Here is a 26,110-nt window from a genome sequence, read left to right on the forward strand (position 1 = left end):
ACAGATTGTCTGATAAATTGTTAAAGAGCAGTTGCGACGCGCTTCAGCGCTCTGTCGCGAGGTGGCGTATATTACGCTTTCCTCTTTCAGAGTCAACCCTGATTTTCAGGATTTTTTCTCTTCAACCGACCGGGTTGTTTGTGAAGTGATTCACATCCGCCGTGTCGATGGAGGCGCATTATAGGGATCCCATTTTTTAGCACAAGTATTTTTTAGATCTTTTTTTCTGACTGATGATTTTCCGCGCTTTTCGCTGAAATCCCGCCCGATCTGCTTAAATATTGACGTATTTTGCCTTGCCTCGATCCAAAAATATGATCAAAGTCTTCTGTATAGCGCTCATCTGTCGAGGTAGATATGTCTGCAGTACTACGTCCGTATAAAGATCTGTTTCCACAAAAAGGCGATCGCGTGATGATCGATGCCAGCAGTGTGGTCATTGGCGATGTCCGAATGGCCAAAGATGTCAGCATCTGGCCGCTCGTTGCGATCAGGGGAGACGTTAACTATGTGGCAATTGGCGCACGCACTAATATTCAGGATGGCAGCGTGCTGCATGTCACCCACAAATCCTCATATAACCCGGACGGCAATCCACTTGTTATAGGAGAAGATGTTACCGTCGGCCATAAAGTCATGCTTCACGGCTGCACTATCGGAAACCGGGTGCTGGTTGGCATGGGATCGATCCTGCTGGATGGTGTCATCGTAGAGGATGATGTGATGATTGGTGCCGGGAGTCTTGTCCCTCAACATAAACGGCTCGAAAGCGGTTATCTCTATTTAGGCAGCCCGGTAAAGCAGATCCGCCCCTTAACAGAAGCGGAAAGAGAAGGTCTGAAATATTCAGCGAATAATTACGTGAAATGGAAAGATGAGTATCTGGATCAGGACAACCAGACCCAACCCTGATCGTCTTCCTGCTGATCGCGGATCAAATCGCTGGCTTCTTCTTCAAGATCCCAGCGATTTTCGCAGAACACCTCTAATGGATTTGAGCCACCAAAGCGGCGCTTGAGCGTTTCACCGCTAATGGCACATGTCAGTTGCATCCCATGCACGAGCACCGGGAAACAGACTGCTTGCTTACTCTCATCCCACTGTTCTCTGTCGGGAAAGTGAATCGCCTGGTTCACGCCGTAAGTTCCTGTTTCAGCTTTTCAATGACAGGTTCGACAGCAGGTAATACACCGTGCCAGAGCAAAACTGCATGCGCAGCCTGCCCCACCAGCATGCCAAGGCCATCAGCCAGCTGTTTCGCGCCGTGTTGTTCACACCAGCTGAGGAAGGGAGTTTTCCCTTTCTGATAAAACATGTCGTAGCAATAGAGGTGGTTGTTTACCAAAGAGGACGGGATCGCCGGTACTTCCCCACCAATGCCGCTGGAGGTGGCATTAATGATAAGATCAAATTCATGGTGGATAAGATCATCAAGAGCCACCGCACTCACGCTGCCAGTATGTGCAAACAACGCCGCCAACGCTTCAGCCCGGGAAAAGGTGCGATTGGTAATGGTCACTGCACAATCCAGTGAAAGGAGCGGTAACAGTACGCCTCGCGATGCCCCACCAGCACCAATCAACAGAACCCGGAACCCGGGTTTGATAAATGAGAGTCTTTCCAGATCGCTAAGTAAGCCGATTCCGTCAGTGTTGTCACCCAGAAGGCGACCATCCTCCAGCCGTTTAAGCGTATTCACGGCACCCGCAAGAGACGCGCGCTCAGTTAATTCATCCGCACGTTCAAAGGCTTCTTCTTTAAAAGGCACCGTCACATTGGCACCTTTACCACCCGCGTCAAAAAAAGCATTCAGGGTGGTAACAAAGGCATCAACAGGTGCCAGCACCCGGCCATAGGGATGATCGATCTGCAGTTGTTCAGCAAACTGCTGATGGATTAACGGCGACTTGCTGTGTGCGATCGGATTACCAAAAACGGCATAGGTTTCCATCATATTACCCCTGGCGAAAACGTTCGCCGGTCAAGGCGTCGCGGATTTCCGACGGATTAAGACGACCTCCGGTTTCACCGACGGCTACCGGGAAGTCATTCCCGAACTGCGCCAGCACCTCTTCGGTGCTACGGCAAGGAGGCTGCCCGGTAAGGTTGGCACTGGTTGAGACCAGCGGTTTACCAAACGCCAGACATAGCTCTACCACCAGCGGATGATCGGTGACACGGACAGCGAGGGAATCGAAACGCCCTGTTAACCAGTGTGGCGTAGTTGGCTGCGCCGGGAAAACAAAGGTCACCGGCCCTGGCCACGCCGAAAAGATGGTATCCCGTTGTGCTGGCGTGAGCATGGAATCATCAATATAAGGTTTAAGCTGCTCATAATTAGCAGCGATCAAAATCAATCCTTTTTCGACAGGTCTCTGTTTTAGCGTAAGTAAGCGATTCACAGCTGTCTCGCTGTCAGGATCGCAACCGACCCCAAAGACAGCTTCTGTTGGATAGGCGATGACTTCTTCATTTTTCAGGACCTCCACTGCGTGCGCAATGGATCCTGTTGGCAGGTTATTATTCACTGATTTCATCCGCCGAAACCGGCTTTCCACATTGTTTACTGGCGCAAAAGCGTTTCATACCTTGCGCCGTTTTCTTCTCTATAAGTAACGGATAATCGCAATGAGGGCAGGTACCCGCTACCGGTTTGAAATTGATAACGAACTGGCATTCAGGATAACGATCGCAGGAATGGAAGGTTTTACCAAAACGAGAACGACGCTGTACCAGTTGTCCGCGCTGGCACTGGGGGCAGGCGATTGCCGTTTCATCTGGCTTATCAATTTGTTCCGTATGTTCACATTCAGGATAGCGACTGCAACCAATGAACATACCAAAACGGCCCTGCCGTAACGCCAGTTCGCCTCCACACTTCGGGCAAAGCTGTCCCTCCAGAATTTTAACGATATGTCCGTCCGCCTGGCTTTTCAGGGGACGAACATAATCACATTCCGGATAGTGTGAACAACCGAGAAACGGACCGTGTTTCCCGGACCGAATGACAAGTTCAGCCCCGCACTGTGGGCAGGGCTCGTTTTTATGCACCGTGAACAGTGCTGATTTGGCCATAACAACTCTTGGTGCTGCACATTGAATTAGTGCAGCATACCTTCATTCACTTCAAAGAGTAATTCTTCCATTTGCTGATAGGCATTTTCACAGCCTGGAATATTAAACAGAACCATCAGGATCACCCACTTGAGGTCATCCAGTTCGAACTCTGCCGTATCCAGCGCCATAACGCGCTCTATCACCATTTCTCTTGTTTCGAGGTTTAGCACCTGAATCTGCTCAAGGAATAAGATGAATCCCCGGCAGCTGGCGTCCAGCCTTTCACACTCTTCAGCGGTATAAATGCGCACAGACAATGGGTCAGAAGCAAGCTGCATCGGTTCGGCAAGGCCTTCCTGATAATCAGCCAGTTTTTCCAGCCACATCAACGCATTATAAATATCTTCCCGTTCAAACCCCGCATCGGTAAGATCCTGTGTCAATTTGTCCTGATCCACTCGCATTTCTGCTTCGTTATGGATGTAAGTCTCAAACAAATACATCAGTACGTCGAACATGGCTTGCCCTCCTCAATCGGACATAGCCGCCGGGTACAGCTGCGATCCACCCTGCTAACTCCAGTTCGAGTAGCTGTGCTACCGTTACTGGCACAGGTTGGCCGGCACGTTCAGCGACAACGTCAACAGGTGTTACCTCATCTCCTACGTTAGCCAGGAGGCTGGGAAATGGCAATGCCACCTTATCCTGATCTGATGAAAAATGTCGCTTTTCGGGTTCATCTGTTAACCAGTGCAAGCCATATTGCAAATTTTCAAGGATGTCCTCGACGCTCGTCACAGGCGTTGCCCCCTGCTTGATGAGCCAGTGGGGCCCCTCACACCCCGGGTTACCTATCGGGCCAGGTAAGGCAAAGACTTCTCGCCCCTGTTCTAGCGCATACCGTGCCGTGACGAGTGAGCCGCTCCTTAAAGCGGCCTCCACCACCAGCACGCCCAGACTCAGACCGCTGATGATTCGGTTACGACGTGGAAAATTTGCCGGCCAGGGCGGCGCTGACAGCGGGAACTCCGACACAATAGCCCCCTCTGATTCGATAAGCCGTGCAGCCAGAGCCTGATGCCGACGGGGATAAATGCTAAACAGCCCGTTTCCAAGCACCGCGACACTTCGCCCTTTTACAGACAGCGCGGCGTGGTGAGCGACGCCGTCAATACCGCAGGCCAGCCCACTGGTGATCGTGAAACCACTTTGTGAAAGTTGTTCGCACAGGATTTTCCCCCATCGCTCACCGTACCAGGATGGTGCGCGGCTACCCACAACCGCCAGTTGAACGGTGTTAAGGGCTTCAGGATTGCCTTTAATAAACAATGCGCCGGGGTAGTCAGGGATCGTGCGAAGTAAAGGGGGATAACGAGGATCATCCGCCGTCAGCAGATGATTCTCCGGCTGTTCAAGCCACGCCAGATTTCGTTGCAGTTCATTTTCATCAAGCGCAAAGAACTGTTGAGCCTGTTTTGTTGACAGCCCGGCATCTCTGACAACGGCATCATCAATCCTTGTCTGCATAAGTAGTCGCGCTGCCGCTGCGAGCATCTGATCACCACACAGAGAACCTGTGTGGATTAGCCGTAACCATATCTCCGTGGACGTCATCCTATTCCCTGCCATAAGCAGCCTCTGCAATCATTGCGATTGGTCACGGATGCTGTCAATCGATGGGGGATTTGTCTAGAATAGAGATAGTATTCTTATCAACTCCTGAACACGACTCTGGAAATTTATGGCAGTTTTGCAAGTGTTACATATTCCGGACGAGCGCCTTCGCATCGTCGCTGAACCGGTCAAAGAAGTGAATGCAGAAATTCAGCGTATCGTTGATGATATGTTCGATACCATGTACGCCGAAGAAGGCATTGGCCTTGCGGCAACTCAGGTGGACATTCACAAGCGTATTATCGTGATCGACGTTTCTGAGAATCGCGATGGCCGTCTGGTGCTGATCAACCCTGAGCTGTTGGAAAAGAGCGGTGAAACAGGTATTGAGGAAGGTTGTCTGTCCATTCCTGAACAGCGTGCTTTAGTTCCACGTGCCGAAAAAGTGAAAATTCGCGCCCTGGATCGTGAAGGCAACCCGTTCGAACTGGAAGCAGACGATCTGCTGGCGATTTGTATTCAGCATGAGATGGATCACCTGGTCGGTAAACTGTTTATCGATTACCTCTCACCATTGAAGCAGCAGCGTATTCGTCAGAAAGTAGAGAAACTGGATCGTTTGCGCTCCCGCGCATAACATCCCCCCGGATACAAGGATCATCGTGTCTAAAACACTACGTATTATCTTCGCGGGTACCCCTGATTTTGCAGCGCGTCATCTTGACGCGCTGTTATCTTCTGGCCACCAGGTTGTTGGCGTGTTTACCCAACCGGATCGCCCGGCAGGCCGTGGTAAAAAGCTCATGCCCAGCCCGGTGAAAGTGCTGGCAGAAGAACATGGGTTACCCGTTTACCAGCCCGCATCCTTACGACCTCAGGAAAATCAGCAACTTGTTGCCGATCTCAATGCTGATGTCATGGTGGTGGTGGCTTACGGCTTAATTCTGCCAAAAGTCGTGCTTGATATGCCTCGTCTGGGGTGTGTCAACGTACATGGTTCGTTGCTTCCACGCTGGCGTGGCGCGGCACCGATCCAGCGCTCGCTGTGGGCGGGTGATGCTGAAACCGGCGTCACCATCATGAAGATGGATGTAGGTTTAGACACCGGCGACATGCTGTATAAACTGGCCTGTCCAATTACCGCCGACGACACCAGTGCCACGCTGTATGACAAACTGGCGGATCTGGGTCCACAAGGACTCATCAAAACCTTGCAGCAGCTTGCTGATAATACGGCTACCCCTGAAGTTCAGGATGAGACCCTGGTGACCTACGCCGAAAAACTCAGCAAAGAAGAGGCGCGGGTCGACTGGTCCCTCTCCGCCGCACAGCTTGAGCGTTGCATTCGCGCCTTTAATCCGTGGCCAATGAGCTGGATGGTGATCGATGAGCAACCCGTTAAAGTCTGGAAAGCGTCCGTCATTGAAGGCAATACGTCTGCTGAGCCGGGTACAATTATCGAAGCCAGCAAAAATGGTATCCAGGTGGCAACCTCGGAAGGGATCCTGAATCTGGAATCACTGCAGCCAGCGGGTAAAAAGGCAATGAGTGCTCAGGATCTGTTAAATTCCCGTCGCGAATGGTTTATCCCTGGCTCTCGCCTTGCCTGAGCAAATTTATTCTTAAGGCCCGGTGTTTCCGGGCATTTTTATTTTTACGGTTATGAAAAAACAAAATCTACGCAGTCTGGCGGCACAGGCCGTTGAGCAGGTTGTCGAGCAGGGTCAATCACTGAGTAATGTCCTGCCTCCACTGCAGCAAAAAGTGTCCGACAAAGACAAAGCTCTGCTTCAGGAGCTCTGTTTTGGCGTCCTGCGCACCCTTTCTCAGCTTGAATGGCTGATTAATAAGCTGATGTCGCGCCCAATGACCGGTAAGCAGCGTACCGTGCATTATTTGATTATGGTTGGCTTCTATCAGCTTCTTCATACCCGCATCCCACCTCATGCTGCGTTGGCTGAGACGGTAGAAGGTGCTGTCGCGATTAAACGTCCCCAGCTCAAAGGGCTGATCAACGGCGTACTGCGTCAGTTCCAGCGTCAACAGGAAGAACTTCTGGCAGAATTTGCAAAAAGCGAAACCCGTTTCCTTCATCCTGACTGGCTTCTGAATCGCCTCAAAAAAGCGTATCCGCAGCGGTGGCAGGATATTGCTGACGCAAATAATCAACGTCCGCCGATGTGGTTACGCGTTAACCGTAATCATCATACCCGCGATGCATGGCTGGCCTTGCTGGAAGAAGCCGGAATGAGTGGATTCGCGCATGATACTTATCCTGATGCCGTGCGTTTAGCCTCCCCTGTGCCGGTGCATGCCTTACCCGGATTCGATGAAGGCTGGGTAACCGTTCAGGATGCCTCTGCTCAGGGCTGTATGACATGGCTCGAACCCAAAAATGGCGAACAGATCCTCGACCTGTGTGCCGCGCCTGGGGGAAAAACAACGCATATTCTGGAAGTCGCACCGCAGGCCAGCGTAATGGCTGTGGATGTTGATGAGCAGCGACTTTCGCGTGTCTACGACAACCTTAAGCGTTTAGGTATGAAGGCGCAGGTCAAGCAAGGCGACGGACGTAAGCCCACAGAATGGTGCGGCGAGACTCAATTCGACCGCATTTTGCTGGACGCTCCCTGCTCGGCAACCGGCGTTATTCGTCGTCACCCGGACATTAAGTGGCTGCGTCGCGACCGTGATATTAAGGAACTTGCGCAGCTGCAATCCGAGATCCTTGACGCTATCTGGCCACACCTGAAGCCTGGCGGAACGCTGGTCTATGCCACCTGTTCCATTCTTCCGGAGGAGAATAGCCAGCAAATTTCAGCCTTCCTTAAACGCACTCCTGGCGCTACGCTGCGCGATACGGGGACACCGGAGCACCCGGGCCAGCAGAACCTGCCCGGCGCTGAAGAGGGTGATGGCTTCTTTTACGCTAAGCTAATCAAAGAGTGATGTTGAGAACAGGTCACGAGATATGAAAATTATCATTCTGGGCGCAGGACAGGTCGGCGGGACGCTGGCGGAAAACCTTGTAGATGAAAACAACGACATTACGATCGTCGATACCAACGGCGATCGACTGCGCGTTCTGCAGGATAAATTTGACCTTCGCGTTGTGCAGGGGCACGGTTCGCATCCACGTGTCCTCCGTGAAGCCGGTGCTGACGATGCCGATATGTTAGTGGCCGTGACCAGCTCGGATGAGACCAATATGGTCGCTTGTCAGGTGGCCTATTCGCTTTTCAACACGCCTAACCGAATTGCCCGTATCCGCTCCCCGGATTATGTCCGCGATGCGGAAAAACTCTTTAACTCAGAAGCGGTACCAATCGACCACCTTATCGCACCAGAACAGCTGGTTATCGATAATATTTATCGCCTGATCGAATATCCCGGTGCACTGCAGGTCGTGAACTTTGCAGAAGGGAAAGTGAGTCTGGCCGTCGTTAAGGCCTATTATGGCGGTCCGTTGATCGGAAACGCGCTGTCTACGATGCGCGAACATATGCCGCATATAGATACCCGCGTCGCAGCCATTTTCCGTCACGACAGACCGATTCGTCCTCAGGGCTCGACCATTGTCGAAGCAGGAGATGAAGTTTTCTTCATTGCTGCCTCACAACATATTCGTGCCGTTATGAGTGAACTTCAGCGCCTCGAAAAGCCCTATAAACGCATCATGCTGGTCGGCGGGGGTAATATCGGCGCAGGTCTCGCCCGCCGTCTGGAAAAAGACTATAGCGTGAAGTTGATCGAGCGCGATCAACAGCGCGCCTCTGAACTTGCTGAAAAACTACAAAACACGATCGTGTTTTATGGCGATGCATCAGATCAGGAATTACTGGCAGAAGAGCATATCGATCAAGTTGATCTGTTTATTGCCGTCACCAACGACGATGAAGCAAATATTATGTCCGCCATGCTCGCCAAGCGCATGGGAGCAAAAAAGGTCATGGTACTTATTCAGCGTCGTGCCTATGTTGACCTGGTGCAGGGGAGCGTAATTGATATTGCGATTTCGCCGCAGCAGGCAACGATTTCCGCGCTGTTGAGCCACGTTCGTAAAGCAGATATTGTTGGTGTGTCCTCACTGCGTCGCGGCGTCGCTGAAGCCATTGAAGCTGTCGCTCACGGTGATGAAACCACATCGCGCGTGGTGGGACGCGCCATCGATGAAATTAAGCTACCACCCGGCACAATTATCGGCGCTGTAGTACGCGGGAATGATGTCATGATTGCCAATGATAATTTGCGTATTGAACAAGGCGATCACGTTATTATGTTCCTGACCGATAAAAAATTTATTACCGACGTCGAACGTTTATTCCAGCCAAGCCCATTCTTCCTGTAATGATTCAGGTGCTCGCGATAGAGCACCTGAATATTATCCTTCTGATTCCTGTGCCTTTTATTTTCATAACGTTTATTTATCCCCAATGGCAATTAGCTAATCATTTGTTAAACTTATAGTCGTCAGCTGGCACAAGGAGAACATAATGAGTTTTGTTAAAGAATTTCGCGAATTTGCGATGCGCGGAAATGTGGTGGATTTGGCAGTGGGTGTCATTATTGGTGCAGCGTTCGGCAAGATCGTTTCATCTTTAGTGGCTGATATCATCATGCCACCTTTAGGGCTATTAATTGGGGGCATTGATTTCAAACAATTCGCCTTCACGCTTCGGGAAGCACAGGGGGATATCCCGGCAGTGGTGATGCACTATGGCGTGTTTATTCAGAACGTATTTGATTTCGTGATCGTCGCGTTTGCCATTTTTATGGCCATCAAGCTTATCAACAAGCTCAACCGTAAAAAAGAAGAGCCTGCTGCGGCGCCCGCGCCTACGAAAGAAGAAGTATTACTGACTGAAATTCGCGATCTGTTAAAAGAGCAGAATAACCGCGTTTAACAGCTAAAAGCAGGAAGGCCAGTGGTAAATAAGCGATTCGCTTGCTTGCCACTGGCCTCCCAGTTACCCCGTTTTGCATGTTTGTTTTTACGCAGATAACTTCCCTTCCCTTTTTTGTTCTTTTCAACTCGCTGTCGAAAAAGCGGGTCGTGAAGCAAAGCCTCAATGGCATTATCTTTAATTTGTCCCTTCGTATGTTGATAGTGACTCATAATTTCTCCTGAGCATGATTAATGTCGAGGGGAGTCTAGACCCGGACTGATAAAAAATCAACAACCCCGGGTTTCTCCACTTGCCCCTTGTTCAAGGGCCTCCAGAATAGAACAATAGACACTGCTGTGAGCCGTACCACAGCATGCATCATTCAACCTTTGCAGAGAGCGCTGCATGGTTTGCAGTTCCTGAATACGCGCTTCAACTTCATCCAGCCTGGCCTGGACAATGCTTTTCGATTCCTGGCAGGTGTGATGTGCCGGATCGATACGGATCGACAATAACTCACGGATCGAATCCAGCGTGAATCCCAGTTGGCGTGCATAACGAATAAACCGCAGCCGTTGCAGATCGTTGTCGGTATAGAGCCGGAACCCACCTTCGGTTCGCACCTCGTGATCAATCATCTGCTGTTTTTCATAGTAACGGATGGTATCCGGCGTCACGTTAGCAAGCTTTGCAAGTTCACCGATACGATACATGGCTATTCCTCGTTTATTTTCTGCATCAGTCTTTCACTATACTCGCCATGCAGAAAATCAGTCGCAATTCCTGCTTGTCGTAGCTTGAGTTCAACCAGAGCCAACCGCCGGCTTAGTTCTCCATGACGGGGATCGTCTTTCCGTATCCCTTTTAGCAGGTCAGTAAGCTCAATCGCCTCTTTGCGCTGTTCAAGCTCGGGAGGCAGACACCCCGCATTTTTCAGTAAGCGATATCCAGCCCGTAGTTCAGGGGGTATATGCGAATCATCTTCCAGTATTAGCGGTTCACCGCTACCGGACAGGTTATCGAATTCGCCTTTAGTTTGGGCATCGCGAATATGGCGTTCTGCCCACTGGTCGAGCAACCACATCATAAACTCCAGGGGATGAACAAAATTAATACAGATATTGTAGAGAAGTGGGGATAGTGCGGATATAAAAAAACCCGCCGGAGCGGGTTTTTTTACGTTACTGCAGATTACTCTGCAGCAGCTTCTGCTTTCGACTCAGAACGATCAACCAGCTCGATGTAAGCCATCGGAGCGTTGTCGCCTGCGCGGAAGCCACACTTCAGAATGCGAGTGTAACCACCGGCACGGCTCGCGAAACGCGGGCCCAGCTCGTTAAACAGTTTTGCCACGATCTCGTTATCACGAGTACGGGCGAATGCCAGACGACGATTAGCAACGCTGTCAGTCTTGGCAAGAGTAATCAGCGGCTCAACTACACGACGCAGCTCTTTCGCTTTAGGCAGGGTCGTCTTGATGATTTCATGACGAACCAGTGAACCTGCCATGTTGCGGAACATAGCCTGGCGATGGCTGCTGTTGCGGTTCAGTTGACGACCACTCTTACGATGGCGCATGACCTTATCCTTCTCAGTAAAACCTTAACCTGTGATCCGGTTACTCGTCAGCAATGCTTGCTGGTGGCCAGTTTTCCAGGCGCATGCCCAGAGACAGACCACGTGAAGCCAGCACGTCTTTAATCTCAGTAAGAGATTTTTTACCCAGGTTCGGCGTTTTCAGCAACTCAACCTCGGTACGCTGTACCAGATCACCGATATAGTGGATAGCTTCTGCCTTGAGGCAGTTAGCAGAGCGGACAGTCAATTCGAGATCGTCAACAGGGCGCAGCAGGATCGGATCGAATTCTGGTTTCTCTTCTTTCACTTCCGGCTGACGTACATCACGTAAGTCAACGAAAGCTTCCAGTTGTTCTGCCAGGATGGTTGCCGCACGACGAATCGCCTCTTCAGGATCGATTGTGCCATTGGTTTCCATTTCGATGACCAGCTTGTCCAGGTCGGTACGCTGTTCTACACGCGCTGCTTCAACATTGTAGGCAATACGCTCTACAGGGCTGTAGCATGCGTCGACCAGCAGACGGCCGATTGGGCGCTCATCTTCTTCCGAATGAATTCGGGCAGAAGCCGGCACATAACCACGACCGCGCTGAACTTTGATACGCATGCTAATAGCTGCGTTCTCATCGGTCAGGTGGCAGATCACGTGCTGCGGCTTGACGATTTCAACATCACCGTCGTGGGTGATGTCGGCTGCAGTCACAGGGCCAATGCCAGATTTATTCAGAGTAAGAATAACTTCATCTTTACCCTGAACTCTCACCGCCAGCCCTTTCAGGTTGAGCAGGATTTCAAGGATATCTTCCTGAACGCCTTCTTTGGTGCTGTACTCATGAAGTACACCATCAATCTCAACCTCGGTCACCGCGCAACCCGGCATCGATGAGAGCAGAATACGGCGCAGTGCGTTACCCAGAGTATGGCCAAAGCCACGCTCTAAAGGCTCAAGGGTCACCTTGGCGTGCGTCGAACTCACTTGCTCGATATCTACCAGGCGCGGTTTTAGAAACTCTGTCACAGAACCCTGCATTGTGTCCTCTCTTTGGTACTAAGCTTTACTTGGAGTAAAGCTCGACGATCAGGTGTTCGTTAATGTCCGCAGACAGATCAGAACGTTCTGGCTGACGCTTGAACGTACCTTCCATCTTGCCAGCATCAACTTCCAGCCAGGTTGGCTTTTCACGCTGCTCAGCCAGCTCCAGAGCGGCTTTCACGCGAGATTGCTTTTTCGCTTTCTCACGAATGCTAACAACGTCATTCGCTTTAACCTGATAAGAAGCGATGTTAACAACACGACCGTTTACCATGATTGCTTTGTGGCTAACCAGCTGGCGTGATTCAGCACGAGTAGCGCCGAAGCCCATACGGTATACAACGTTGTCCAGACGACCTTCCAGCAGAGCCAGCAGGTTTTCACCTGTGTTGCCTTTCAGACGTGCTGCTTCTTTATAGTAGTTACGGAACTGACGCTCCAGCACACCGTAGATACGGCGAACTTTTTGCTTTTCACGCAACTGCACACCATAGTCAGACAGACGCGGTTTACGCGCACCGTGCTGGCCAGGAGCTTGTTCAATTTTACACTTGGTATCGATCGCGCGAACGCCAGACTTAAGGAATAAGTCGGTGCCCTCACGACGGCTCAGCTTGAGCTTAGGACCCAAATATCTTGCCATTTTCTATCTCCAACTAACCTAAAAAACGAGCGTTATACGCGACGTTTTTTCGGCGGACGACAACCGTTATGAGGGATCGGAGTCACATCAGTAATATTAGTGATGCGGAAACCAGCGGCGTTCAGAGCGCGAACAGTAGATTCACGACCCGGACCCGGACCTTTAACCATAACTTCCAGATTCTTGATGCCGTATTCTTTTACGGCTTCTGCGCAACGCTCTGCTGCAACCTGAGCTGCAAACGGAGTGGATTTGCGAGAACCACGGAAACCGGAACCACCGGCTGTTGCCCAACCCAATGCGTTACCCTGACGATCAGTAATAGTAACGATGGTGTTGTTGAAAGAAGCATGGATATGAGCCACGCCGTCAGAGACTTGTTTTCTTACACGTTTACGTGCACGAATTGGTGCCTTTGCCATTATTCAATCACCCCGATTATTTCTTGATCGGTTTGCGCGGACCCTTACGGGTACGTGCGTTGGTCTTAGTACGCTGACCGCGCACTGGCAGACCACGACGATGACGCAAACCGCGATAGCAACCAAGATCCATCAGGCGCTTGATGCTCATGCTGATTTCACGGCGCAGATCACCTTCAACGACAAATTTGGCAACTTCGTCACGCAGCGTGTCGATTTGTCCTTCAGACAGCTCACTGATCTTAACATCTTCAGCGATACCCGCTGCAGCCAGGATGGCTTTAGAACGGGTCTTGCCGATGCCGTAGATCGAAGTTAATGCGATCACAGCATGTTTCTGATCAGGAATGTTAATGCCTGCTATACGGGCCACTATGCACTCCTACTATTTAATATGTACGCACCATGCTGAAAAGCCCGTTTTCAGGATACTCAAATGGAAACGTACAGACATACAAAAGATTGGCTGGCTAATCTAGCCAGCTCAACCCAACTTTGCAAGAAAAATATGCGAAATAATCAGCCTTGGCGCTGTTTATGCTTCGGCTCGGCACTGCAAATCACACGGATGACACCATCACGCTTAACGATTTTGCAGTTACGGCATAATTTCTTGACGGAAGCACGAACTTTCATTTTTACTCTCCGTAACTTCTCAGGCGACCAATTAGCGGCCGTAGCCTTTCAGGTTCGCCTTCTTCAATGCAGACTCATATTGACTGGACATCATCAGAGTTTGCACTTGAGCCATAAAGTCCATAATCACGACAACAACGATAAGCAGTGAGGTCCCACCGAAGTAGAACGGTACTTTCATTGCATCACGCATGAACTCCGGGATCAGGCAGATAAAAGTAATATAAAGCGCACCAACCAAAGTCAGGCGAGTCATTACTTTATCGATATACTTCGCCGTTTGCTCTCCCGGACGAATTCCTGGTACAAATGCACCGGACTTCTTCAGGTTATCTGCTGTTTCACGCGGGTTGAAGACCAACGCCGTGTAGAAGAAACAGAAGAAGATGATCGCAGACGCATAGAGTAACACATAAAGTGGTTGCCCAGGCTGCAAATACAGCGAAATTGTTGTCAGCCAGTTCCAACCAGTACCGCCCCCGAACCATGACGCGATGGTTGCCGGGAACAGAATAATACTGGAAGCGAAGATCGCCGGGATTACCCCTGCCATATTCACTTTCAGCGGCAAATGTGTGCTCTGTGCAGCATAGACACGACGACCCTGCTGACGTTTCGCGTAGTTCACCACAATGCGGCGTTGACCACGTTCAACGAAGACAACAAAGAACGTCACTGCAAATACTAATACTGCAACCAACAGCAACAGGAGGAAGTGCAGGTCGCCTTGACGCGCTTGCTCGATAGTATGGGCGATGGCTGGCGGGAGACCCGCAACAATACCGGCGAAGATAATGATTGAGATACCGTTACCGATACCACGTTCAGTAATCTGTTCGCCGAGCCACATCAGGAACATTGTCCCTGTGACCAGACTAACAACAGCGGTGAAATAGAATGCAAAGCCTGGGTTTAAGACCAGGCCCTGCATACCAGGCATATTCGGAAGACCGGTAGCAATACCGATCGACTGGAATATTGCCAGCACCAGAGTACCGTAGCGGGTGTACTGACTAATCTTACGACGTCCAGACTCCCCTTCTTTCTTCAGTTCTGCCAGGGCCGGATGAACGACCGTCAGCAGCTGGATAATAATGGATGCCGAAATATACGGCATAATACCCAGGGCGAAGATAGAAGCACGGCTGAGAGCACCACCAGAGAACATGTTAAACATTTCAATGATGGTGCCTCGCTGTTGCTCAAGCAGTTTGGCAAGTACAGCGGCATCGATACCAGGGATCGGAATAAAAGAGCCAATACGGAACACAATCAGCGCGCCGATTACAAACAGCAGTCTGCGTTTCAGCTCACCAAATCCACCTTTGGCACTTTGAAAATCTAATCCCGGTTGCTTAGCCATCTGCTACTTATTCCTCAATTTTACCGCCAGCAGCTTCGATAGCAGCACGAGCACCTTTAGTAACACGCAGGCCACGAACAGTTACCGGAGTAGAAACTTCACCAGCCAGGATCACTTTCGCGAACTCGATCTGGATACCGATAATGTTAGCTGCTTTCAGCGTGTTCAGGTCTACAACGCCGCCTTCAACTTTCGCCAGGTCAGACAGACGGACTTCCGCTGTGATCGCTGCTTTGCGAGAAGTGAAGCCGAACTTCGGCAGACGACGGTACAGTGGCATCTGGCCACCCTCGAAACCGCGACGTACGCCACCGCCAGAACGAGAGTTCTGACCTTTGTGACCACGACCACCGGTTTTGCCGAGGCCAGAACCGATACCACGACCCAGGCGTTTACCCGCCTTTTTAGAGCCTTCGGCCGGAGACAGAGTATTTAAACGCATCTCTTACTCCTCAACTTTAACCATGAAGTAAACCGCGTTGACCATACCGCGAACAGCAGGAGTATCCTCGCGCTCAACGGTATGACCAATACGACGCAGACCCAGGCCAAGCAGCGTTGCCTTGTGTTTCGGCAGACGACCGATTGCACTGCGGGTTTGAGTGATTTTAATAGTCTTTGCCATGGTCAATTACCCCAGAATTTCTTCAACGGATTTACCACGCTTGGCAGCGACCATTTCTGGAGAATTCATATTTTCCAGGCCATCAATAGTTGCACGAACCACGTTGATCGGGTTGGTGGAACCGTATGCTTTAGCCAGAACGTTATGAACCCCAGCAACTTCCAGAACGGCGCGCATTGCACCACCGGCGATGATACCGGTACCTTCTGAAGCTGGCTGCATGAATACACGAGAACCCGTGTGAACACCTTTAACTGGGTGCTGCAGGGTGCCGTTGTTCAGCGCGACGTTAATCATATTGCGACGGGCTTTTTCCATCGCTTTCTGGATCGCTGCTGGAACTTCACGCGCTTTACCGTAACCAAAACCAACGCGACCGTTACCATCGCCAACTACAGTCAGAGCTGTGAAGGAGAAAATACGACCACCTTTAACGGTTTTAGATACGCGGTTTACCGCGATCAGCTTTTCCTGCAGTTCGCCAGCTTGTTTTTCGATGTGAGCCATCTTACACCTCTACCTTAGAACTGAAGGCCAGCTTCACGGGCAGCATCTGCCAGTGCCTGGACACGACCATGATATTGGAACCCGGAACGGTCAAAGGATACATTGCTGATGCCTTTTTCCAGAGCGCGTTCAGCAACAGCTTTACCTACAGCTGCAGCAGCGTCTTTGTTACCGGTGTACTTCAATTGTTCTGCGATAGCTTTTTCTACAGTAGAAGCAGCTACCAGAACTTCAGAACCGTTCGGTGCAATTACCTGTGCGTAAATGTGACGCGGGGTACGATGTACCACCAGGCGAGTTGCACCCAGCTCTTTGAGCTTGCGGCGTGCGCGGGTCGCACGACGGATACGAGCAGATTTCTTATCCATAGTGTTACCTTACTTCTTCTTAGCCTCTTTGGTACGCACGACTTCGTCGGCGTAACGAACACCCTTGCCTTTATAAGGCTCAGGACGACGGTAGGCGCGCAGATCTGCTGCAACCTGGCCAATCAGCTGTTTATCAGCGCCTTTCAGCACGATCTCAGTCTGAGTTGGACATTCTGCAGTGATACCGGCCGGCAGCGGATGCTCAACAGGGTGAGAGAAGCCCAGAGACAGGCCTACTGCATTCCCTTTGATCGCTGCACGATAACCTACACCAACCAGCTGCAGCTTCTTAGTGAAGCCTTCGGTAACACCGATAACCATTGAGTTCAGCAGGGCACGCGCGGTACCAGCCTGAGCCCAGCCGTCTGCGTAACCATCACGCGGACCGAAGGTCAGAGCATTATCTGCATGTTTAACTTCAACAGCATCGTTGAGAGTACGAGTCAGCTCGCCGTTTTTACCTTTGATCGTAATAACCTGACCGTTGATTTTTACATCAACGCCGGCAGGAACAACGACCGGTGCTTTAGCAACACGAGACATTTTTTCCTCCGATTAGGCTACGTAGCAGATAATTTCGCCGCCAAGACCAGCCTGGCGCGCTGCACGATCAGTCATAACACCTTTAGAGGTAGAAACAACTGCGATACCCAGACCGGCCATAACTTTTGGCAGCTCATCTTTTTTCTTATAGATGCGCAGACCTGGGCGGCTGACACGCTGAATGCTTTCTACAACAGCTTTACCCTGGAAGTACTTAAGGGTCACTTCCAGCTCCGGCTTGGTGTCGCCTTCAACTTTAAAATCTTCAATAAAACCTTCGTCCTTCAGCACGTTGGCGATTGCCACTTTCAGCTTGGAGGAAGGCATGGTGACCGCAGCTTTATTCGCGGCCTGACCGTTACGGATACGGGTCAGCATATCCGCGATCGGATCTTGCATGCTCATCTGTCTTTACTCCCGTGATTCAATTGGTGACAATTACCAGCTAGCCTTTTTCAAGCCTGGCACTTCACCGCGCATGGCGGCTTCACGCAGCTTAATACGGCTCAACCCGAACTTGCCCACATAACCATGTGGACGACCTGTTTGACGGCAGCGGTTACGCTGACGAGACGGGCTGGAATCACGCGGCAGAGTTTGCAGCTTGAGAACTGCGTTCCAACGATCTTCGTCGGAAGCGTTCACATCAGAGATGATCGCTTTCAGTTCAGCGCGTTTAGCGAAGAATTTATCAGCTAAAGCTACGCGTTTTACTTCGCGTGCTTTCATTGATTGCTTAGCCATTCAGTAACCCTACCTTACTTGCGGAACGGGAAGTCAAAGGCAGCCAGCAGAGCACGGCCTTCTTCGTCAGATTTCGCAGTAGTGGTAATGGTAATATCCAAACCACGCACGCGGTCGACTTTATCGTAGTCGATTTCTGGGAAGATGATCTGCTCACGGACACCCATGCTGTAGTTACCACGACCGTCGAATGACTTAGCGGACAGGCCACGGAAGTCACGGATACGAGGTACAGCAATAGTGATCAGGCGCTCAAAGAACTCCCACATGCGTTCGCCACGCAGAGTTACTTTACAGCCGATCGGATAGCCCTGACGGATTTTGAAGCCTGCAACTGATTTGCGTGCTTTGGTGATCAGCGGTTTTTGACCGGAGATTGCTGTCAGGTCAGCTGCTGCGTTATCCAGCAGTTTCTTGTCAGCGATCGCTTCACCAACACCCATGTTCAGGGTGATCTTCTCGACCCGAGGGACTTGCATGACAGAATTGTAGTTAAACTCAGTCATGAGTTTCTTAACTACTTCGTCTTTGTAGTAATCATGCAGTTTCGCCATCGTACTACTCCAAATTACTTGATAGTTTCGCTGTTAGACTTGAAGAAACGGACTTTTTTGCCGTCTTCGAATCTAAAGCCTACACGGTCAGCCTTGCCGGTTGCCGCATTGAAGATTGCAACGTTAGAAACCTGAATAGCAGCTTCTTTTTCAACGATGCCGCCTGGTTGGTTCAGGGCCGGAACCGGCTTCTGATGTTTCTTAACCAGGTTGATACCTTCAACAATGACCTTGCCGGAAGACAGGACATTTTTTACTTTACCGCGTTTACCTTTATCTTTACCGGTTAACACGATAACTTCGTCATCACGACGGATTTTCGCTGCCATGATTCGCTCCTTAGAGTACTTCTGGTGCCAGAGAGATAATTTTCATGAACTTCTCAGTACGAAGTTCACGAGTTACCGGCCCAAAGATACGCGTGCCGATTGGCTGCTCGCTGTTATTGTTCAAAATAACGCATGCATTACCATCGAAGCGAATGACAGAACCGTCAGGGCGACGAACACCCTTCTTGGTGCGCACCACTACCGCTTTCAGCACATCACCTTTTTTGACCTTACCACGTGGAATTGCTTCTTTGATGGTGATCTTGATGATGTCGCCTACGCCTGCGTAGCGACGGTGCGAGCCACCCAGAACCTTGATACACATTACGCGACGTGCACCGGAGTTGTCGGCGACGTTCAGCATAGTCTGTTCTTGGATCATTTTAGTGCTCCGCTAATGTCAACTACTACCTGAGACTCTAAAATCAGAGCCGTTAAAAAGCCCCATATCGAGGGCGCGGCATTATAACACCGCTTCTGCAATATGGGTAGAAAAAATAAACGGCTCATCGCTGAGCCGTTTATTCGTATCGAGAACGGGTACTGTATTACAGAACCGCTTTCTCTACAACGCGAACCAGCGTCCAGGACTTAGTCTTGGACAGTGGACGGCATTCACGGATTTCAACCTTGTCGCCGATACCACATTCGTTGTTCTCGTCATGTACGTGCAGTTTGGTCGTACGCTTGATGAATTTACCGTAGATCGGGTGTTTCACAATGCGTTCGATAGCAACAACGATGGATTTCTCCATTTTGTCGCTAACAACACGACCTTGCAGAGTACGGATTTTATCGGTCATTACGCACCCGCCTTCTCAGTCAGTAAAGTCTTAACGCGTGCAACATTGCGACGCACTTGCTTCAGCAGGTGGGTCTGTTGCAGCTGGCCACTTGCAGCCTGCATACGCAGGTTGAACTGCTCGCGCAGCAGGTTCAGCAGCTCAGCGTTCAGCTCTTCAACGCTCTTTTCACGCAGCTCTTTTGCTTTCATTACATCACCGTCTTAGTTACAAAGGTGGTTTTGATAGGCAGTTTCGCTGCTGCCAGGCCGAAGGCTTCACGGGCCAGCTCTTCCGGAACACCGTCCATTTCATACAGGACTTTGCCCGGTTGGATCAAGGCAACCCAGTACTCCACGTTACCTTTACCTTTACCCATACGAACTTCCAGCGGCTTCTCGGTGATCGGTTTGTCCGGGAATACACGGATCCAGATCTTACCTTGACGCTTAACTGCACGGGTCATTGCACGACGTGCTGCTTCGATCTGACGTGCAGTCAGACGACCACGGCCAACAGCTTTCAGACCGAAAGTGCCGAAGCTAACATCCGTACCCTGCGCCAGACCACGGTTGCGGCCTTTGTGCACTTTACGGAATTTTGTACGCTTTGGTTGTAACATCAGCGACGCTCCTTATTTACGGCCTTTACGCTGCTGCTTTTTAGGTTGAGCAGCCGGTTTTTCCGGTTGTTCAACAGCAGCCATACCACCCAGGATCTCACCTTTGAAGATCCATACCTTAACGCCGATTACACCGTAAGTGGTGTGCGCTTCAGAGGTGTTGTAGTCGATGTCAGCACGCAGAGTGTGCAGCGGTACGCGACCTTCACGGTACCATTCGGTACGTGCGATTTCCGCGCCGCCCAGACGGCCGCTAACTTCAACTTTGATACCTTTAGCGCCCAGACGCATTGCGTTCTGTACAGCACGCTTCATAGCACGACGGAACATAACACGACGTTCCAGCTGAGAAGTGATGCTGTCAGCAACCAATTTAGCGTCCAGTTCAGGCTTACGAACTTCAGCGATATTGATCTGTGCAGGAACGCCAGCGATATCCGCTACGACCTTGCGCAGTTTTTCTACGTCTTCGCCTTTCTTACCGATAACGATGCCAGGACGAGCAGTGTGAATAGTCACACGGATGCTCTTAGCTGGACGCTCGATAACGATACGAGATACAGACGCTTTAGCCAGTTCCTTCGTCAGGTACTGACGTACTTTAAAATCGCTGTCCAGGTTGTCAGCGAATTCTTTGGTGTTCGCAAACCAGGTAGAGTTCCATGGTTTTACAATACCCAGGCGAATACCATTAGGATGTACTTTCTGACCCATTGCTAGTCTCCAGAGTCTCAGCGATCGGACACAACCACAGTAATGTGGCTGGTGCGCTTCAGGATGCGATCTGCACGACCTTTCGCACGCGGCATAATGCGCTTCATGCTTGGGCCTTCATCTACGAAAATTTTCGCGACTTTCAGATCGTCGATGTCAGCGCCATCGTTGTGTTCAGCGTTAGCAATGGCAGATTCCAGTACTTTCTTGACCAATACCGCAGCTTTCTTGTTGGTATAGGTCAGGATGTCCAGGGCCTGCGACACTTTCTTACCGCGAATCAGGTCAGCAACAAGGCGAACCTTCTGTGCAGAAGAACGAGCATGGCGATGTTGAGCTAAAGTTTCCATCTCTTCCTCCTACCTTATTTCTTCTTCGCTTTTTTATCAGCAGCGTGGCCGCGATAAGTACGAGTCGGTGCGAATTCACCCAGTTTGTGACCAACCATTTCGTCGGTAACAAAGACTGGAACGTGCTGACGACCATTATGGACAGCGATGGTCAAACCGATCATGTTAGGAAAGATCGTTGAACGACGGGACCAAGTGCGCAGGGGCTTCTTGTCTCCGCTTTCCACCGCTTTCTCTACCTTCTTCAGCAAGTGCAGGTCAATAAAAGGACCTTTCTTGAGAGAACGTGGCATGGCTTATCCTCTAAAATTATTTGCTACGGCGACGTACGATAAATTTATCAGTACGCTTGTTGCTGCGGGTCTTCTTACCTTTGGTCTGAACGCCCCACGGAGTTACCGGGTGCTTACCAAAGTTACGACCTTCACCACCACCATGTGGGTGATCTACTGGGTTCATCGCAGTACCGCGAACGGTAGGACGAACACCACGCCAGCGTGCAGCACCAGCTTTACCCAGAACGCGCAGCATATGCTCAGCATTGCCAACTTCGCCCAGAGTAGCGCGGCAGTCTGCTTCGACTTTACGCATTTCACCAGAACGCAGACGCAGGGTGACATAAGCACCGTCACGCGCAACGATCTGAACGTAAGTACCCGCGGAACGCGCCAGCTGACCGCCTTTACCTGGTTTCATTTCTACGTTATGAACGGTAGAACCAACCGGGATATTGCGCATCGGCAGGGTGTTGCCTGCTTTGATTGCAGCATCAACGCCAGACTGAATCTGGTCGCCAGCTTTCAGGCCTTTAGGGGCCAGGATGTAACGGCGTTCGCCATCTTTGTACAGAACCAGCGCGATGTTCGCGGAACGGTTCGGATCGTACTCAAGACGCTCAACAACTGCTGGGATACCGTCTTTGTTGCGTTTGAAGTCAACAATACGATAAGCCTGCTTGTGGCCACCACCGATGTGACGAGTGGTGATACGGCCATTGTTGTTACGACCACCGGATTTGCTGTTTTTTTCCAGCAACGGAGCAAAAGGTTTGCCCTTGTGCAGCTCAGGGTTAACCACTTTAACTACGTGGCGACGACCCGGAGATGTCGGTTTACATTTAACAACTGCCATTGTATTACTCCTCCGACTTACTCAGCGCCGCCAACGAAGTCCAGGTTCTGGCCTTCTTTCAGGGTGACGTAAGCTTTTTTCCAGTCGCTACGACGACCGATACGCTGTCCGTGACGTTTAACTTTCCCTTTAACTACCAGGGTGTTAACGACTTCGACTTCGACTTCAAACAGTTTCTGCACAGCAGCTTTGATCTCTGCTTTGGTCGCGTCTTTAGCAACTTTGAGAACGATGGTGTTTGTTTTTTCCATCGCAGTAGACGCTTTTTCAGAAACGTGCGGTGCGCGCAGCACCTTCAGCAGACGTTCTTCACGAATCATGCCAGCATCTCCTCAACTTGCTTAACAGCATCAGCAGTCATTACGACTTTGTCGAAGGCGATCAGGCTAACCGGGTCGATACCAGTCGCGTCGCGTACGTCAACCTTGTGCAGGTTGCGCGCGGCCAGGAACAGGTTCTCGTCCAGCTCACCGGTGATGATCAGCACATCTTCCAGAGCCATGTCTTTCAGTTTCTGTGCCAGCAGCTTAGTTTTAGGCGCTTCTACAGAGAACTTCTCGACAACGATCAGACGATCCTGACGTACCAGTTCGGACAGGATGCTTTTCAGCGCGCCGCGGTACATCTTTTTGTTAACTTTTTGACTGTGGTCCTGTGGACGCGCAGCGAAGGTCACGCCACCTGAACGCCAGATCGGGCTCTTGATAGAACCTGAACGCGCACGGCCGGTACCTTTCTGGCGCCATGGCTTTTTGCCAGAACCAGTTACTTCAGCACGAGTCTTCTGAGCACGAGTACCCTGACGAGCACCAGCTGCATAAGCAACAACAACCTGGTGAACCAGCGCTTCGTTGAAATCACGACCGAAGGTAGTTTCGGAAACAGTCAGCGCGCTCTGCGCGTCTTTCAATACTAATTCCATTGCTATCCCCTTACGCCTTCACAGCTGGTTTAACGATCAGGTCGCTACCGGTTGCACCCGGGACCGCACCTTTAACCAGCAGCAGGTTGCGCTCAGCGTCAACACGTACTACGTCCAGGCTCTGAACAGTTACACGTTCGTTGCCCAGCTGACCTGCCATTTTCTTGCCTTTGAACACTTTGCCCGGAGTCTGGTTCTGACCGATAGAACCCGGAACGCGGTGAGACAAGGAGTTACCGTGAGTAGCGTCCTGGGTACGGAAGTTCCAGCGCTTAACGGTACCAGCAAAACCTTTACCTTTAGAGGTACCGGTTACGTCAACTTTTTTAACGTCAGCAAACAGCTCAACGCTAATGTCCTGACCTACGGTGAACTCTTCGCCTTCAGCAAGACGGAATTCCCACAGACCACGGCCAGCTTCAACGCCAGCTTTAGCGAAGTGACCCGCTTCTGGTTTGGTTACACGGTTAGCTTTTTTAGCACCAGTGGTAACCTGAATAGCGCGGTAGCCATCGTTAGCCAGATCTTTAACCTGAGTAACGCGGTTTGCTTCAACTTCGATTACGGTTACTGGGATAGAAACGCCATCTTCAGTGAAGATGCGGGTCATACCCACTTTTTTACCGACTAAACCAATCATTGTTTCAACCTCTCAATCGCTCGATGACCTGATTAACCCAGGCTGATCTGCACGTCTACACCGGCAGCCAGATCCAGACGCATCAGAGCATCAACGGTTTTCTCAGTTGGCTCAACGATGTCAACCAGACGCTTGTGAGTGCGGATTTCGTACTGATCACGCGCGTCTTTGTTAACGTGCGGGGAGATCAGAACGGTGAAGCGCTCTTTGCGGGTCGGCAGCGGGATCGGACCACGGACTTGCGCACCAGTGCGCTTAGCAGTCTCGACGATTTCCGCGGTTGATTGATCGATCAGACGATGATCAAACGCTTTAAGGCGGATACGGATTCTTTGGTTCTGCATGAGACCAGAGCTCCAATTATTTTATAAACGAAAATGATTACTCCTCAAACCCATTACGATTGATGGGAGAGTGTAACCGTTCTTACGTAGCTCCCCAATTGGGAGCATTGTTGAGTAACAAAATGAGTCACTCCGGTTCAGATTGAACCCGCCGTCAATTACGACAAGCCCGCGCATTATACGTAAATCTGGGCAAGACGCAAGTGCCGTTTAGAATTTAAGCGCTAAAGGTGTACCTTGCGTAAGGCCTCGCACTATTTTCTGCAATCCGTCCCCTTTCTTCTGTTCTTATGAAACCACTACGCAATTACATTTTTTGGCTATTGCCAGGCATTCGTGGTGTGGAGAGTATGCGCTGAAATTCACCTTGAGGTTTCGTTCATGCTTACTCTCCTCCCCTTCCTGCTCATCTATTTTGTTCTCTCAGGTTTACTGGTGCGTGAAGATATTCGCTCAGGCATTCTCCCTGATAAATACCTCTGTCCCCTGTTATGGGCTGGTTTGCTCTATCAACTCTGTCTTCACCCTGATTTTCTGCCTGGTGCAGTGGTCGGGGCGATGGCAGGGTATGTCGGCTTTGCCATTATCTACTGGGGTTATCGGCTAATATTTCGCCGTGAAGGAATGGGCTATGGCGATGTGAAGTATCTTTCGGCACTCGGTGCATGGCATGGTTGGTGCGTGTTGCCCGAACTGGCACTGGTCGCCGCGCTATTGGCGCTGCTCTATCTCCTTATGACTTCGTTTTTCAACCCTGCCACACGGACATTAAAAAACCCACTGCCTTTTGGACCATTTCTGGCGGCAGCGGGTTTATGCGTAGGTTGGCAGACGCTGGTTAATCTTCCACTTTAATCTGCGACTGGAGATAGTTTTGCAGGCCAATTTTGCCAATGAGATCCAGCTCGGTTTCCAGCCAGTCGATATGCCCTTCTTCATCGGCCAGAATCTGGATCATCATATCGCGGCTAACGTAGTCATGGACGCTGTCTGCGTAGGCAATAGCTTCGCGAAGGTCTTTTGCGCCTTCAAGTTCAAGTCTGAGATCGGATCGCAGCATCTCTTCAACATCTTCACCGATGCCGAGTTTACCGAGGTCCTGCAGGTTAGGGATGCCTTCGAGAAATAAAATACGCTCGATATATTTATCGGCATGTTTCATCTCATCGATGGATTCGTGATACTCAACGTCGTTGAGGCGCATGAGGCCCCAGTTTTTAAACATTCTCGCATGGAGAAAATACTGATTGATTGCGACAAGCTCATTTCCCAATAATTTATTGAGATAACTTATGATTTTAACATCACCTTTCATTATATAGTCCCTCCGCTTCCACTCATTGAAGCGTAGATCGGGCTACAGGGATGTCAAAAAAAAGATGGGCGCTTACGCGATCTCTTTGTATTCCGGGATCTGCATCAGTTCATCCTGCATGATTTCACGCGCTGCGCGTACGCATTTACCGCATTGATTTCCCACTGGAACAAACTTGCGAAGTTGCTGGAAGGACTGTGGCTGAAACTGGCGAACGGCCTGACGTATTTTTTTGTCACTCACACCATTACATAAACAAACGTACATAAAGACTCCCGTTCAAAATATGCGCAAAGTGTAAGTGAGAATGGTTATGATTACAATAGCACAAACGCCAGTATACGGGGCGGGAGCAAACAAAAAATGCGAAAATTTGTGACAAGTACAC

The 26,110-nt window shown here is 50.6% G+C and carries 46 protein-coding genes; 7 read left to right on the plus strand and 39 right to left on the minus strand.

Annotated features, from left to right (window positions below; genetic code table 11):
* The first annotated feature begins 357 nt into the window (after positions 1-357).
* A complete protein-coding gene (locus EQV24_RS19510; RefSeq protein WP_130626949.1) occupies positions 358-912 on the plus strand; it encodes a gamma carbonic anhydrase family protein in 555 nt (184 codons plus the stop codon).
* Here EQV24_RS19510 and EQV24_RS19515 read toward each other — a convergent pair.
* Genes EQV24_RS19515 through dprA form a run of 6 tightly spaced genes read right to left on the minus strand, consistent with a single transcriptional unit; the run spans position 888 to position 4,671 of the window.
* On the minus strand, positions 888-1,136 hold the full coding sequence (locus EQV24_RS19515) for a DUF1488 domain-containing protein (protein ID WP_038420723.1): 249 nt from the start codon (positions 1,134-1,136) through the stop codon (positions 888-890). The genes EQV24_RS19510 and EQV24_RS19515 overlap by 25 nt on opposite strands.
* Entirely contained in the window at positions 1,133-1,951 is an 819-nt protein-coding gene (gene aroE, locus EQV24_RS19520) for a shikimate dehydrogenase (RefSeq protein WP_038420960.1), read from the minus strand. Before aroE ends, EQV24_RS19515 begins: the two co-directional genes overlap by 4 nt.
* A gap of 4 nt (positions 1,952-1,955) precedes the next feature.
* A complete protein-coding gene (gene tsaC, locus EQV24_RS19525) occupies positions 1,956-2,528 on the minus strand; it encodes an L-threonylcarbamoyladenylate synthase type 1 TsaC (protein ID WP_130627002.1) in 573 nt (190 codons plus the stop codon).
* Positions 2,521-3,075 carry a type I DNA topoisomerase gene (locus EQV24_RS19530; protein WP_013099010.1) on the minus strand — a complete coding sequence of 185 codons (555 nt, stop codon included), beginning with the start codon at positions 3,073-3,075 and terminating at the stop codon, positions 2,521-2,523. The genes tsaC and EQV24_RS19530 overlap by 8 nt, the downstream gene beginning before the upstream one ends.
* A gap of 26 nt (positions 3,076-3,101) precedes the next feature.
* On the minus strand, positions 3,102-3,575 hold the full coding sequence (gene smg, locus EQV24_RS19535) for a DUF494 family protein Smg (RefSeq protein WP_013099011.1): 474 nt from the start codon (positions 3,573-3,575) through the stop codon (positions 3,102-3,104).
* A complete protein-coding gene (gene dprA / locus EQV24_RS19540; protein WP_130626950.1) occupies positions 3,547-4,671 on the minus strand; it encodes a DNA-protecting protein DprA in 1,125 nt (374 codons plus the stop codon). The genes smg and dprA overlap by 29 nt, the downstream gene beginning before the upstream one ends.
* 127 nt (positions 4,672-4,798) lie before the next feature.
* Here dprA and def point away from each other — a divergent pair, with 127 nt between their 5' ends.
* From def to mscL, 5 genes are all read left to right on the plus strand, one after another.
* The gene (gene def, locus EQV24_RS19545; RefSeq protein ID WP_013099013.1) at positions 4,799-5,308 is read left to right on the plus strand and encodes a peptide deformylase; all 510 of its coding nucleotides are present in this window, start codon (positions 4,799-4,801) and stop codon (positions 5,306-5,308) included.
* 25 nt (positions 5,309-5,333) lie between these two features.
* Positions 5,334-6,281: a methionyl-tRNA formyltransferase gene (gene fmt, locus EQV24_RS19550; protein ID WP_013099014.1), complete on the plus strand. Its 948-nt coding sequence runs from the start codon at positions 5,334-5,336 to the stop codon at positions 6,279-6,281.
* A 52-nt stretch (positions 6,282-6,333) separates the two neighbouring features.
* A complete protein-coding gene (rsmB, locus tag EQV24_RS19555; RefSeq protein WP_045295637.1) occupies positions 6,334-7,620 on the plus strand; it encodes a 16S rRNA (cytosine(967)-C(5))-methyltransferase RsmB in 1,287 nt (428 codons plus the stop codon).
* Between the two features lie 22 nt (positions 7,621-7,642).
* Positions 7,643-9,019 carry a Trk system potassium transporter TrkA gene (gene trkA, locus EQV24_RS19560; RefSeq protein ID WP_130626951.1) on the plus strand — a complete coding sequence of 459 codons (1,377 nt, stop codon included), beginning with the start codon at positions 7,643-7,645 and terminating at the stop codon, positions 9,017-9,019.
* Between the two features lie 145 nt (positions 9,020-9,164).
* Positions 9,165-9,575 (plus strand): large-conductance mechanosensitive channel protein MscL, encoded by a 411-nt coding sequence (gene mscL, locus EQV24_RS19565; RefSeq protein ID WP_013099017.1) that lies wholly within the window; start codon positions 9,165-9,167, stop codon positions 9,573-9,575.
* Here mscL and EQV24_RS19570 read toward each other — a convergent pair.
* The 31 genes from EQV24_RS19570 to rpsJ all read right to left on the minus strand — a co-directional run bounded on the left by EQV24_RS19570 (position 9,572) and on the right by rpsJ (position 24,407).
* Positions 9,572-9,787: an alternative ribosome-rescue factor A gene (locus EQV24_RS19570; protein ID WP_013099018.1), complete on the minus strand. Its 216-nt coding sequence runs from the start codon at positions 9,785-9,787 to the stop codon at positions 9,572-9,574. The genes mscL and EQV24_RS19570 overlap by 4 nt on opposite strands.
* A gap of 57 nt (positions 9,788-9,844) precedes the next feature.
* Positions 9,845-10,270 (minus strand): Zn(2+)-responsive transcriptional regulator, encoded by a 426-nt coding sequence (zntR, locus tag EQV24_RS19575; RefSeq protein WP_013099019.1) that lies wholly within the window; start codon positions 10,268-10,270, stop codon positions 9,845-9,847.
* A gap of 2 nt (positions 10,271-10,272) precedes the next feature.
* A complete protein-coding gene (locus tag EQV24_RS19580) occupies positions 10,273-10,641 on the minus strand; it encodes a DUF1992 domain-containing protein (protein WP_013099020.1) in 369 nt (122 codons plus the stop codon).
* Positions 10,642-10,748: 107 nt separating this feature from the next.
* Positions 10,749-11,135: a 50S ribosomal protein L17 gene (gene rplQ, locus EQV24_RS19585; protein WP_001216372.1), complete on the minus strand. Its 387-nt coding sequence runs from the start codon at positions 11,133-11,135 to the stop codon at positions 10,749-10,751.
* 40 nt (positions 11,136-11,175) lie between these two features.
* On the minus strand, positions 11,176-12,165 hold the full coding sequence (gene rpoA, locus EQV24_RS19590; protein ID WP_002919219.1) for a DNA-directed RNA polymerase subunit alpha: 990 nt from the start codon (positions 12,163-12,165) through the stop codon (positions 11,176-11,178).
* A gap of 25 nt (positions 12,166-12,190) precedes the next feature.
* Positions 12,191-12,811 (minus strand): 30S ribosomal protein S4, encoded by a 621-nt coding sequence (gene rpsD, locus EQV24_RS19595; RefSeq protein WP_003863314.1) that lies wholly within the window; start codon positions 12,809-12,811, stop codon positions 12,191-12,193.
* Between the two features lie 32 nt (positions 12,812-12,843).
* Positions 12,844-13,233: a 30S ribosomal protein S11 gene (gene rpsK, locus EQV24_RS19600; RefSeq protein WP_003031137.1), complete on the minus strand. Its 390-nt coding sequence runs from the start codon at positions 13,231-13,233 to the stop codon at positions 12,844-12,846.
* A 16-nt stretch (positions 13,234-13,249) separates the two neighbouring features.
* Positions 13,250-13,606 (minus strand): 30S ribosomal protein S13, encoded by a 357-nt coding sequence (rpsM, locus tag EQV24_RS19605; protein ID WP_013099021.1) that lies wholly within the window; start codon positions 13,604-13,606, stop codon positions 13,250-13,252.
* Positions 13,607-13,752: 146 nt separating this feature from the next.
* Positions 13,753-13,869: a 50S ribosomal protein L36 gene (rpmJ, locus tag EQV24_RS19610; protein WP_000868187.1), complete on the minus strand. Its 117-nt coding sequence runs from the start codon at positions 13,867-13,869 to the stop codon at positions 13,753-13,755.
* A 31-nt stretch (positions 13,870-13,900) separates the two neighbouring features.
* The gene (gene secY, locus EQV24_RS19615; RefSeq protein WP_003863305.1) at positions 13,901-15,232 is read right to left on the minus strand and encodes a preprotein translocase subunit SecY; all 1,332 of its coding nucleotides are present in this window, start codon (positions 15,230-15,232) and stop codon (positions 13,901-13,903) included.
* A gap of 7 nt (positions 15,233-15,239) precedes the next feature.
* Complete coding sequence (gene rplO / locus EQV24_RS19620; RefSeq protein ID WP_013099022.1) at positions 15,240-15,674, minus strand: 50S ribosomal protein L15; 435 nt, start codon at positions 15,672-15,674, stop codon at positions 15,240-15,242.
* A gap of 3 nt (positions 15,675-15,677) precedes the next feature.
* On the minus strand, positions 15,678-15,857 hold the full coding sequence (gene rpmD, locus EQV24_RS19625; protein ID WP_003863301.1) for a 50S ribosomal protein L30: 180 nt from the start codon (positions 15,855-15,857) through the stop codon (positions 15,678-15,680).
* Positions 15,858-15,863: 6 nt separating this feature from the next.
* Positions 15,864-16,364 (minus strand): 30S ribosomal protein S5, encoded by a 501-nt coding sequence (gene rpsE / locus EQV24_RS19630; RefSeq protein ID WP_003863299.1) that lies wholly within the window; start codon positions 16,362-16,364, stop codon positions 15,864-15,866.
* A gap of 14 nt (positions 16,365-16,378) precedes the next feature.
* Positions 16,379-16,732, minus strand: coding sequence for a 50S ribosomal protein L18 (gene rplR, locus EQV24_RS19635; protein ID WP_013099023.1), 354 nt, complete (start codon positions 16,730-16,732; stop codon positions 16,379-16,381).
* Between the two features lie 9 nt (positions 16,733-16,741).
* Positions 16,742-17,275 carry a 50S ribosomal protein L6 gene (gene rplF, locus EQV24_RS19640; RefSeq protein ID WP_013099024.1) on the minus strand — a complete coding sequence of 178 codons (534 nt, stop codon included), beginning with the start codon at positions 17,273-17,275 and terminating at the stop codon, positions 16,742-16,744.
* A gap of 12 nt (positions 17,276-17,287) precedes the next feature.
* Positions 17,288-17,680 carry a 30S ribosomal protein S8 gene (gene rpsH, locus EQV24_RS19645; RefSeq protein ID WP_013099025.1) on the minus strand — a complete coding sequence of 131 codons (393 nt, stop codon included), beginning with the start codon at positions 17,678-17,680 and terminating at the stop codon, positions 17,288-17,290.
* Between the two features lie 33 nt (positions 17,681-17,713).
* A complete protein-coding gene (rpsN, locus tag EQV24_RS19650; RefSeq protein ID WP_013099026.1) occupies positions 17,714-18,019 on the minus strand; it encodes a 30S ribosomal protein S14 in 306 nt (101 codons plus the stop codon).
* A 14-nt stretch (positions 18,020-18,033) separates the two neighbouring features.
* Complete coding sequence (rplE, locus tag EQV24_RS19655; RefSeq protein ID WP_001096202.1) at positions 18,034-18,573, minus strand: 50S ribosomal protein L5; 540 nt, start codon at positions 18,571-18,573, stop codon at positions 18,034-18,036.
* Between the two features lie 14 nt (positions 18,574-18,587).
* Positions 18,588-18,902, minus strand: coding sequence for a 50S ribosomal protein L24 (rplX, locus tag EQV24_RS19660; protein WP_000729185.1), 315 nt, complete (start codon positions 18,900-18,902; stop codon positions 18,588-18,590).
* 10 nt (positions 18,903-18,912) lie between these two features.
* Positions 18,913-19,284 carry a 50S ribosomal protein L14 gene (rplN, locus tag EQV24_RS19665; RefSeq protein ID WP_002919748.1) on the minus strand — a complete coding sequence of 124 codons (372 nt, stop codon included), beginning with the start codon at positions 19,282-19,284 and terminating at the stop codon, positions 18,913-18,915.
* 166 nt (positions 19,285-19,450) lie between these two features.
* Complete coding sequence (rpsQ, locus tag EQV24_RS19670; protein WP_008503489.1) at positions 19,451-19,705, minus strand: 30S ribosomal protein S17; 255 nt, start codon at positions 19,703-19,705, stop codon at positions 19,451-19,453.
* Positions 19,705-19,896, minus strand: a complete 192-nt coding sequence (gene rpmC / locus EQV24_RS19675) for a 50S ribosomal protein L29 (protein ID WP_013099027.1) — start codon at positions 19,894-19,896, stop codon at positions 19,705-19,707. Before rpmC ends, rpsQ begins: the two co-directional genes overlap by 1 nt.
* Positions 19,896-20,306: a 50S ribosomal protein L16 gene (rplP, locus tag EQV24_RS19680; RefSeq protein WP_002919759.1), complete on the minus strand. Its 411-nt coding sequence runs from the start codon at positions 20,304-20,306 to the stop codon at positions 19,896-19,898. Before rplP ends, rpmC begins: the two co-directional genes overlap by 1 nt.
* A 12-nt stretch (positions 20,307-20,318) precedes the next feature.
* Entirely contained in the window at positions 20,319-21,020 is a 702-nt protein-coding gene (gene rpsC, locus EQV24_RS19685) for a 30S ribosomal protein S3 (protein WP_000529945.1), read from the minus strand.
* A 17-nt stretch (positions 21,021-21,037) separates the two neighbouring features.
* Positions 21,038-21,370: a 50S ribosomal protein L22 gene (gene rplV, locus EQV24_RS19690; protein WP_002919773.1), complete on the minus strand. Its 333-nt coding sequence runs from the start codon at positions 21,368-21,370 to the stop codon at positions 21,038-21,040.
* A gap of 14 nt (positions 21,371-21,384) precedes the next feature.
* A complete protein-coding gene (rpsS, locus tag EQV24_RS19695) occupies positions 21,385-21,663 on the minus strand; it encodes a 30S ribosomal protein S19 (RefSeq protein ID WP_001138117.1) in 279 nt (92 codons plus the stop codon).
* Between the two features lie 16 nt (positions 21,664-21,679).
* Positions 21,680-22,501: a 50S ribosomal protein L2 gene (gene rplB / locus EQV24_RS19700; RefSeq protein WP_000301859.1), complete on the minus strand. Its 822-nt coding sequence runs from the start codon at positions 22,499-22,501 to the stop codon at positions 21,680-21,682.
* A gap of 17 nt (positions 22,502-22,518) precedes the next feature.
* On the minus strand, positions 22,519-22,821 hold the full coding sequence (gene rplW, locus EQV24_RS19705) for a 50S ribosomal protein L23 (protein WP_000617546.1): 303 nt from the start codon (positions 22,819-22,821) through the stop codon (positions 22,519-22,521).
* On the minus strand, positions 22,818-23,423 hold the full coding sequence (gene rplD / locus EQV24_RS19710; protein ID WP_000424395.1) for a 50S ribosomal protein L4: 606 nt from the start codon (positions 23,421-23,423) through the stop codon (positions 22,818-22,820). The genes rplW and rplD overlap by 4 nt, the downstream gene beginning before the upstream one ends.
* Before the next feature lie 10 nt (positions 23,424-23,433).
* Entirely contained in the window at positions 23,434-24,063 is a 630-nt protein-coding gene (rplC, locus tag EQV24_RS19715; RefSeq protein WP_003863274.1) for a 50S ribosomal protein L3, read from the minus strand.
* Positions 24,064-24,095: 32 nt separating this feature from the next.
* Entirely contained in the window at positions 24,096-24,407 is a 312-nt protein-coding gene (rpsJ, locus tag EQV24_RS19720) for a 30S ribosomal protein S10 (protein ID WP_001181005.1), read from the minus strand.
* Between the two features lie 381 nt (positions 24,408-24,788).
* On the opposite strand from rpsJ, the gene EQV24_RS19725 reads away from it, so the two are divergent.
* On the plus strand, positions 24,789-25,262 hold the full coding sequence (locus EQV24_RS19725; protein WP_130626952.1) for an A24 family peptidase: 474 nt from the start codon (positions 24,789-24,791) through the stop codon (positions 25,260-25,262).
* Here the strand turns inward: EQV24_RS19725 and bfr are convergent.
* The gene (gene bfr, locus EQV24_RS19730) at positions 25,246-25,722 is read right to left on the minus strand and encodes a bacterioferritin (RefSeq protein ID WP_013099029.1); all 477 of its coding nucleotides are present in this window, start codon (positions 25,720-25,722) and stop codon (positions 25,246-25,248) included. The two genes, EQV24_RS19725 and bfr, sit on opposite strands and share 17 nt — an antisense overlap.
* Before the next feature lie 72 nt (positions 25,723-25,794).
* Positions 25,795-25,989 carry a bacterioferritin-associated ferredoxin gene (gene bfd, locus EQV24_RS19735; RefSeq protein WP_008503493.1) on the minus strand — a complete coding sequence of 65 codons (195 nt, stop codon included), beginning with the start codon at positions 25,987-25,989 and terminating at the stop codon, positions 25,795-25,797.
* Between the last annotated feature and the right edge of the window lie 121 nt (positions 25,990-26,110).

The sequence above is a fragment of the Enterobacter sp. A8 genome, assembly GCF_004296595.1.
GTDB classification, from domain to species: domain Bacteria; phylum Pseudomonadota; class Gammaproteobacteria; order Enterobacterales; family Enterobacteriaceae; genus Enterobacter; species Enterobacter cloacae.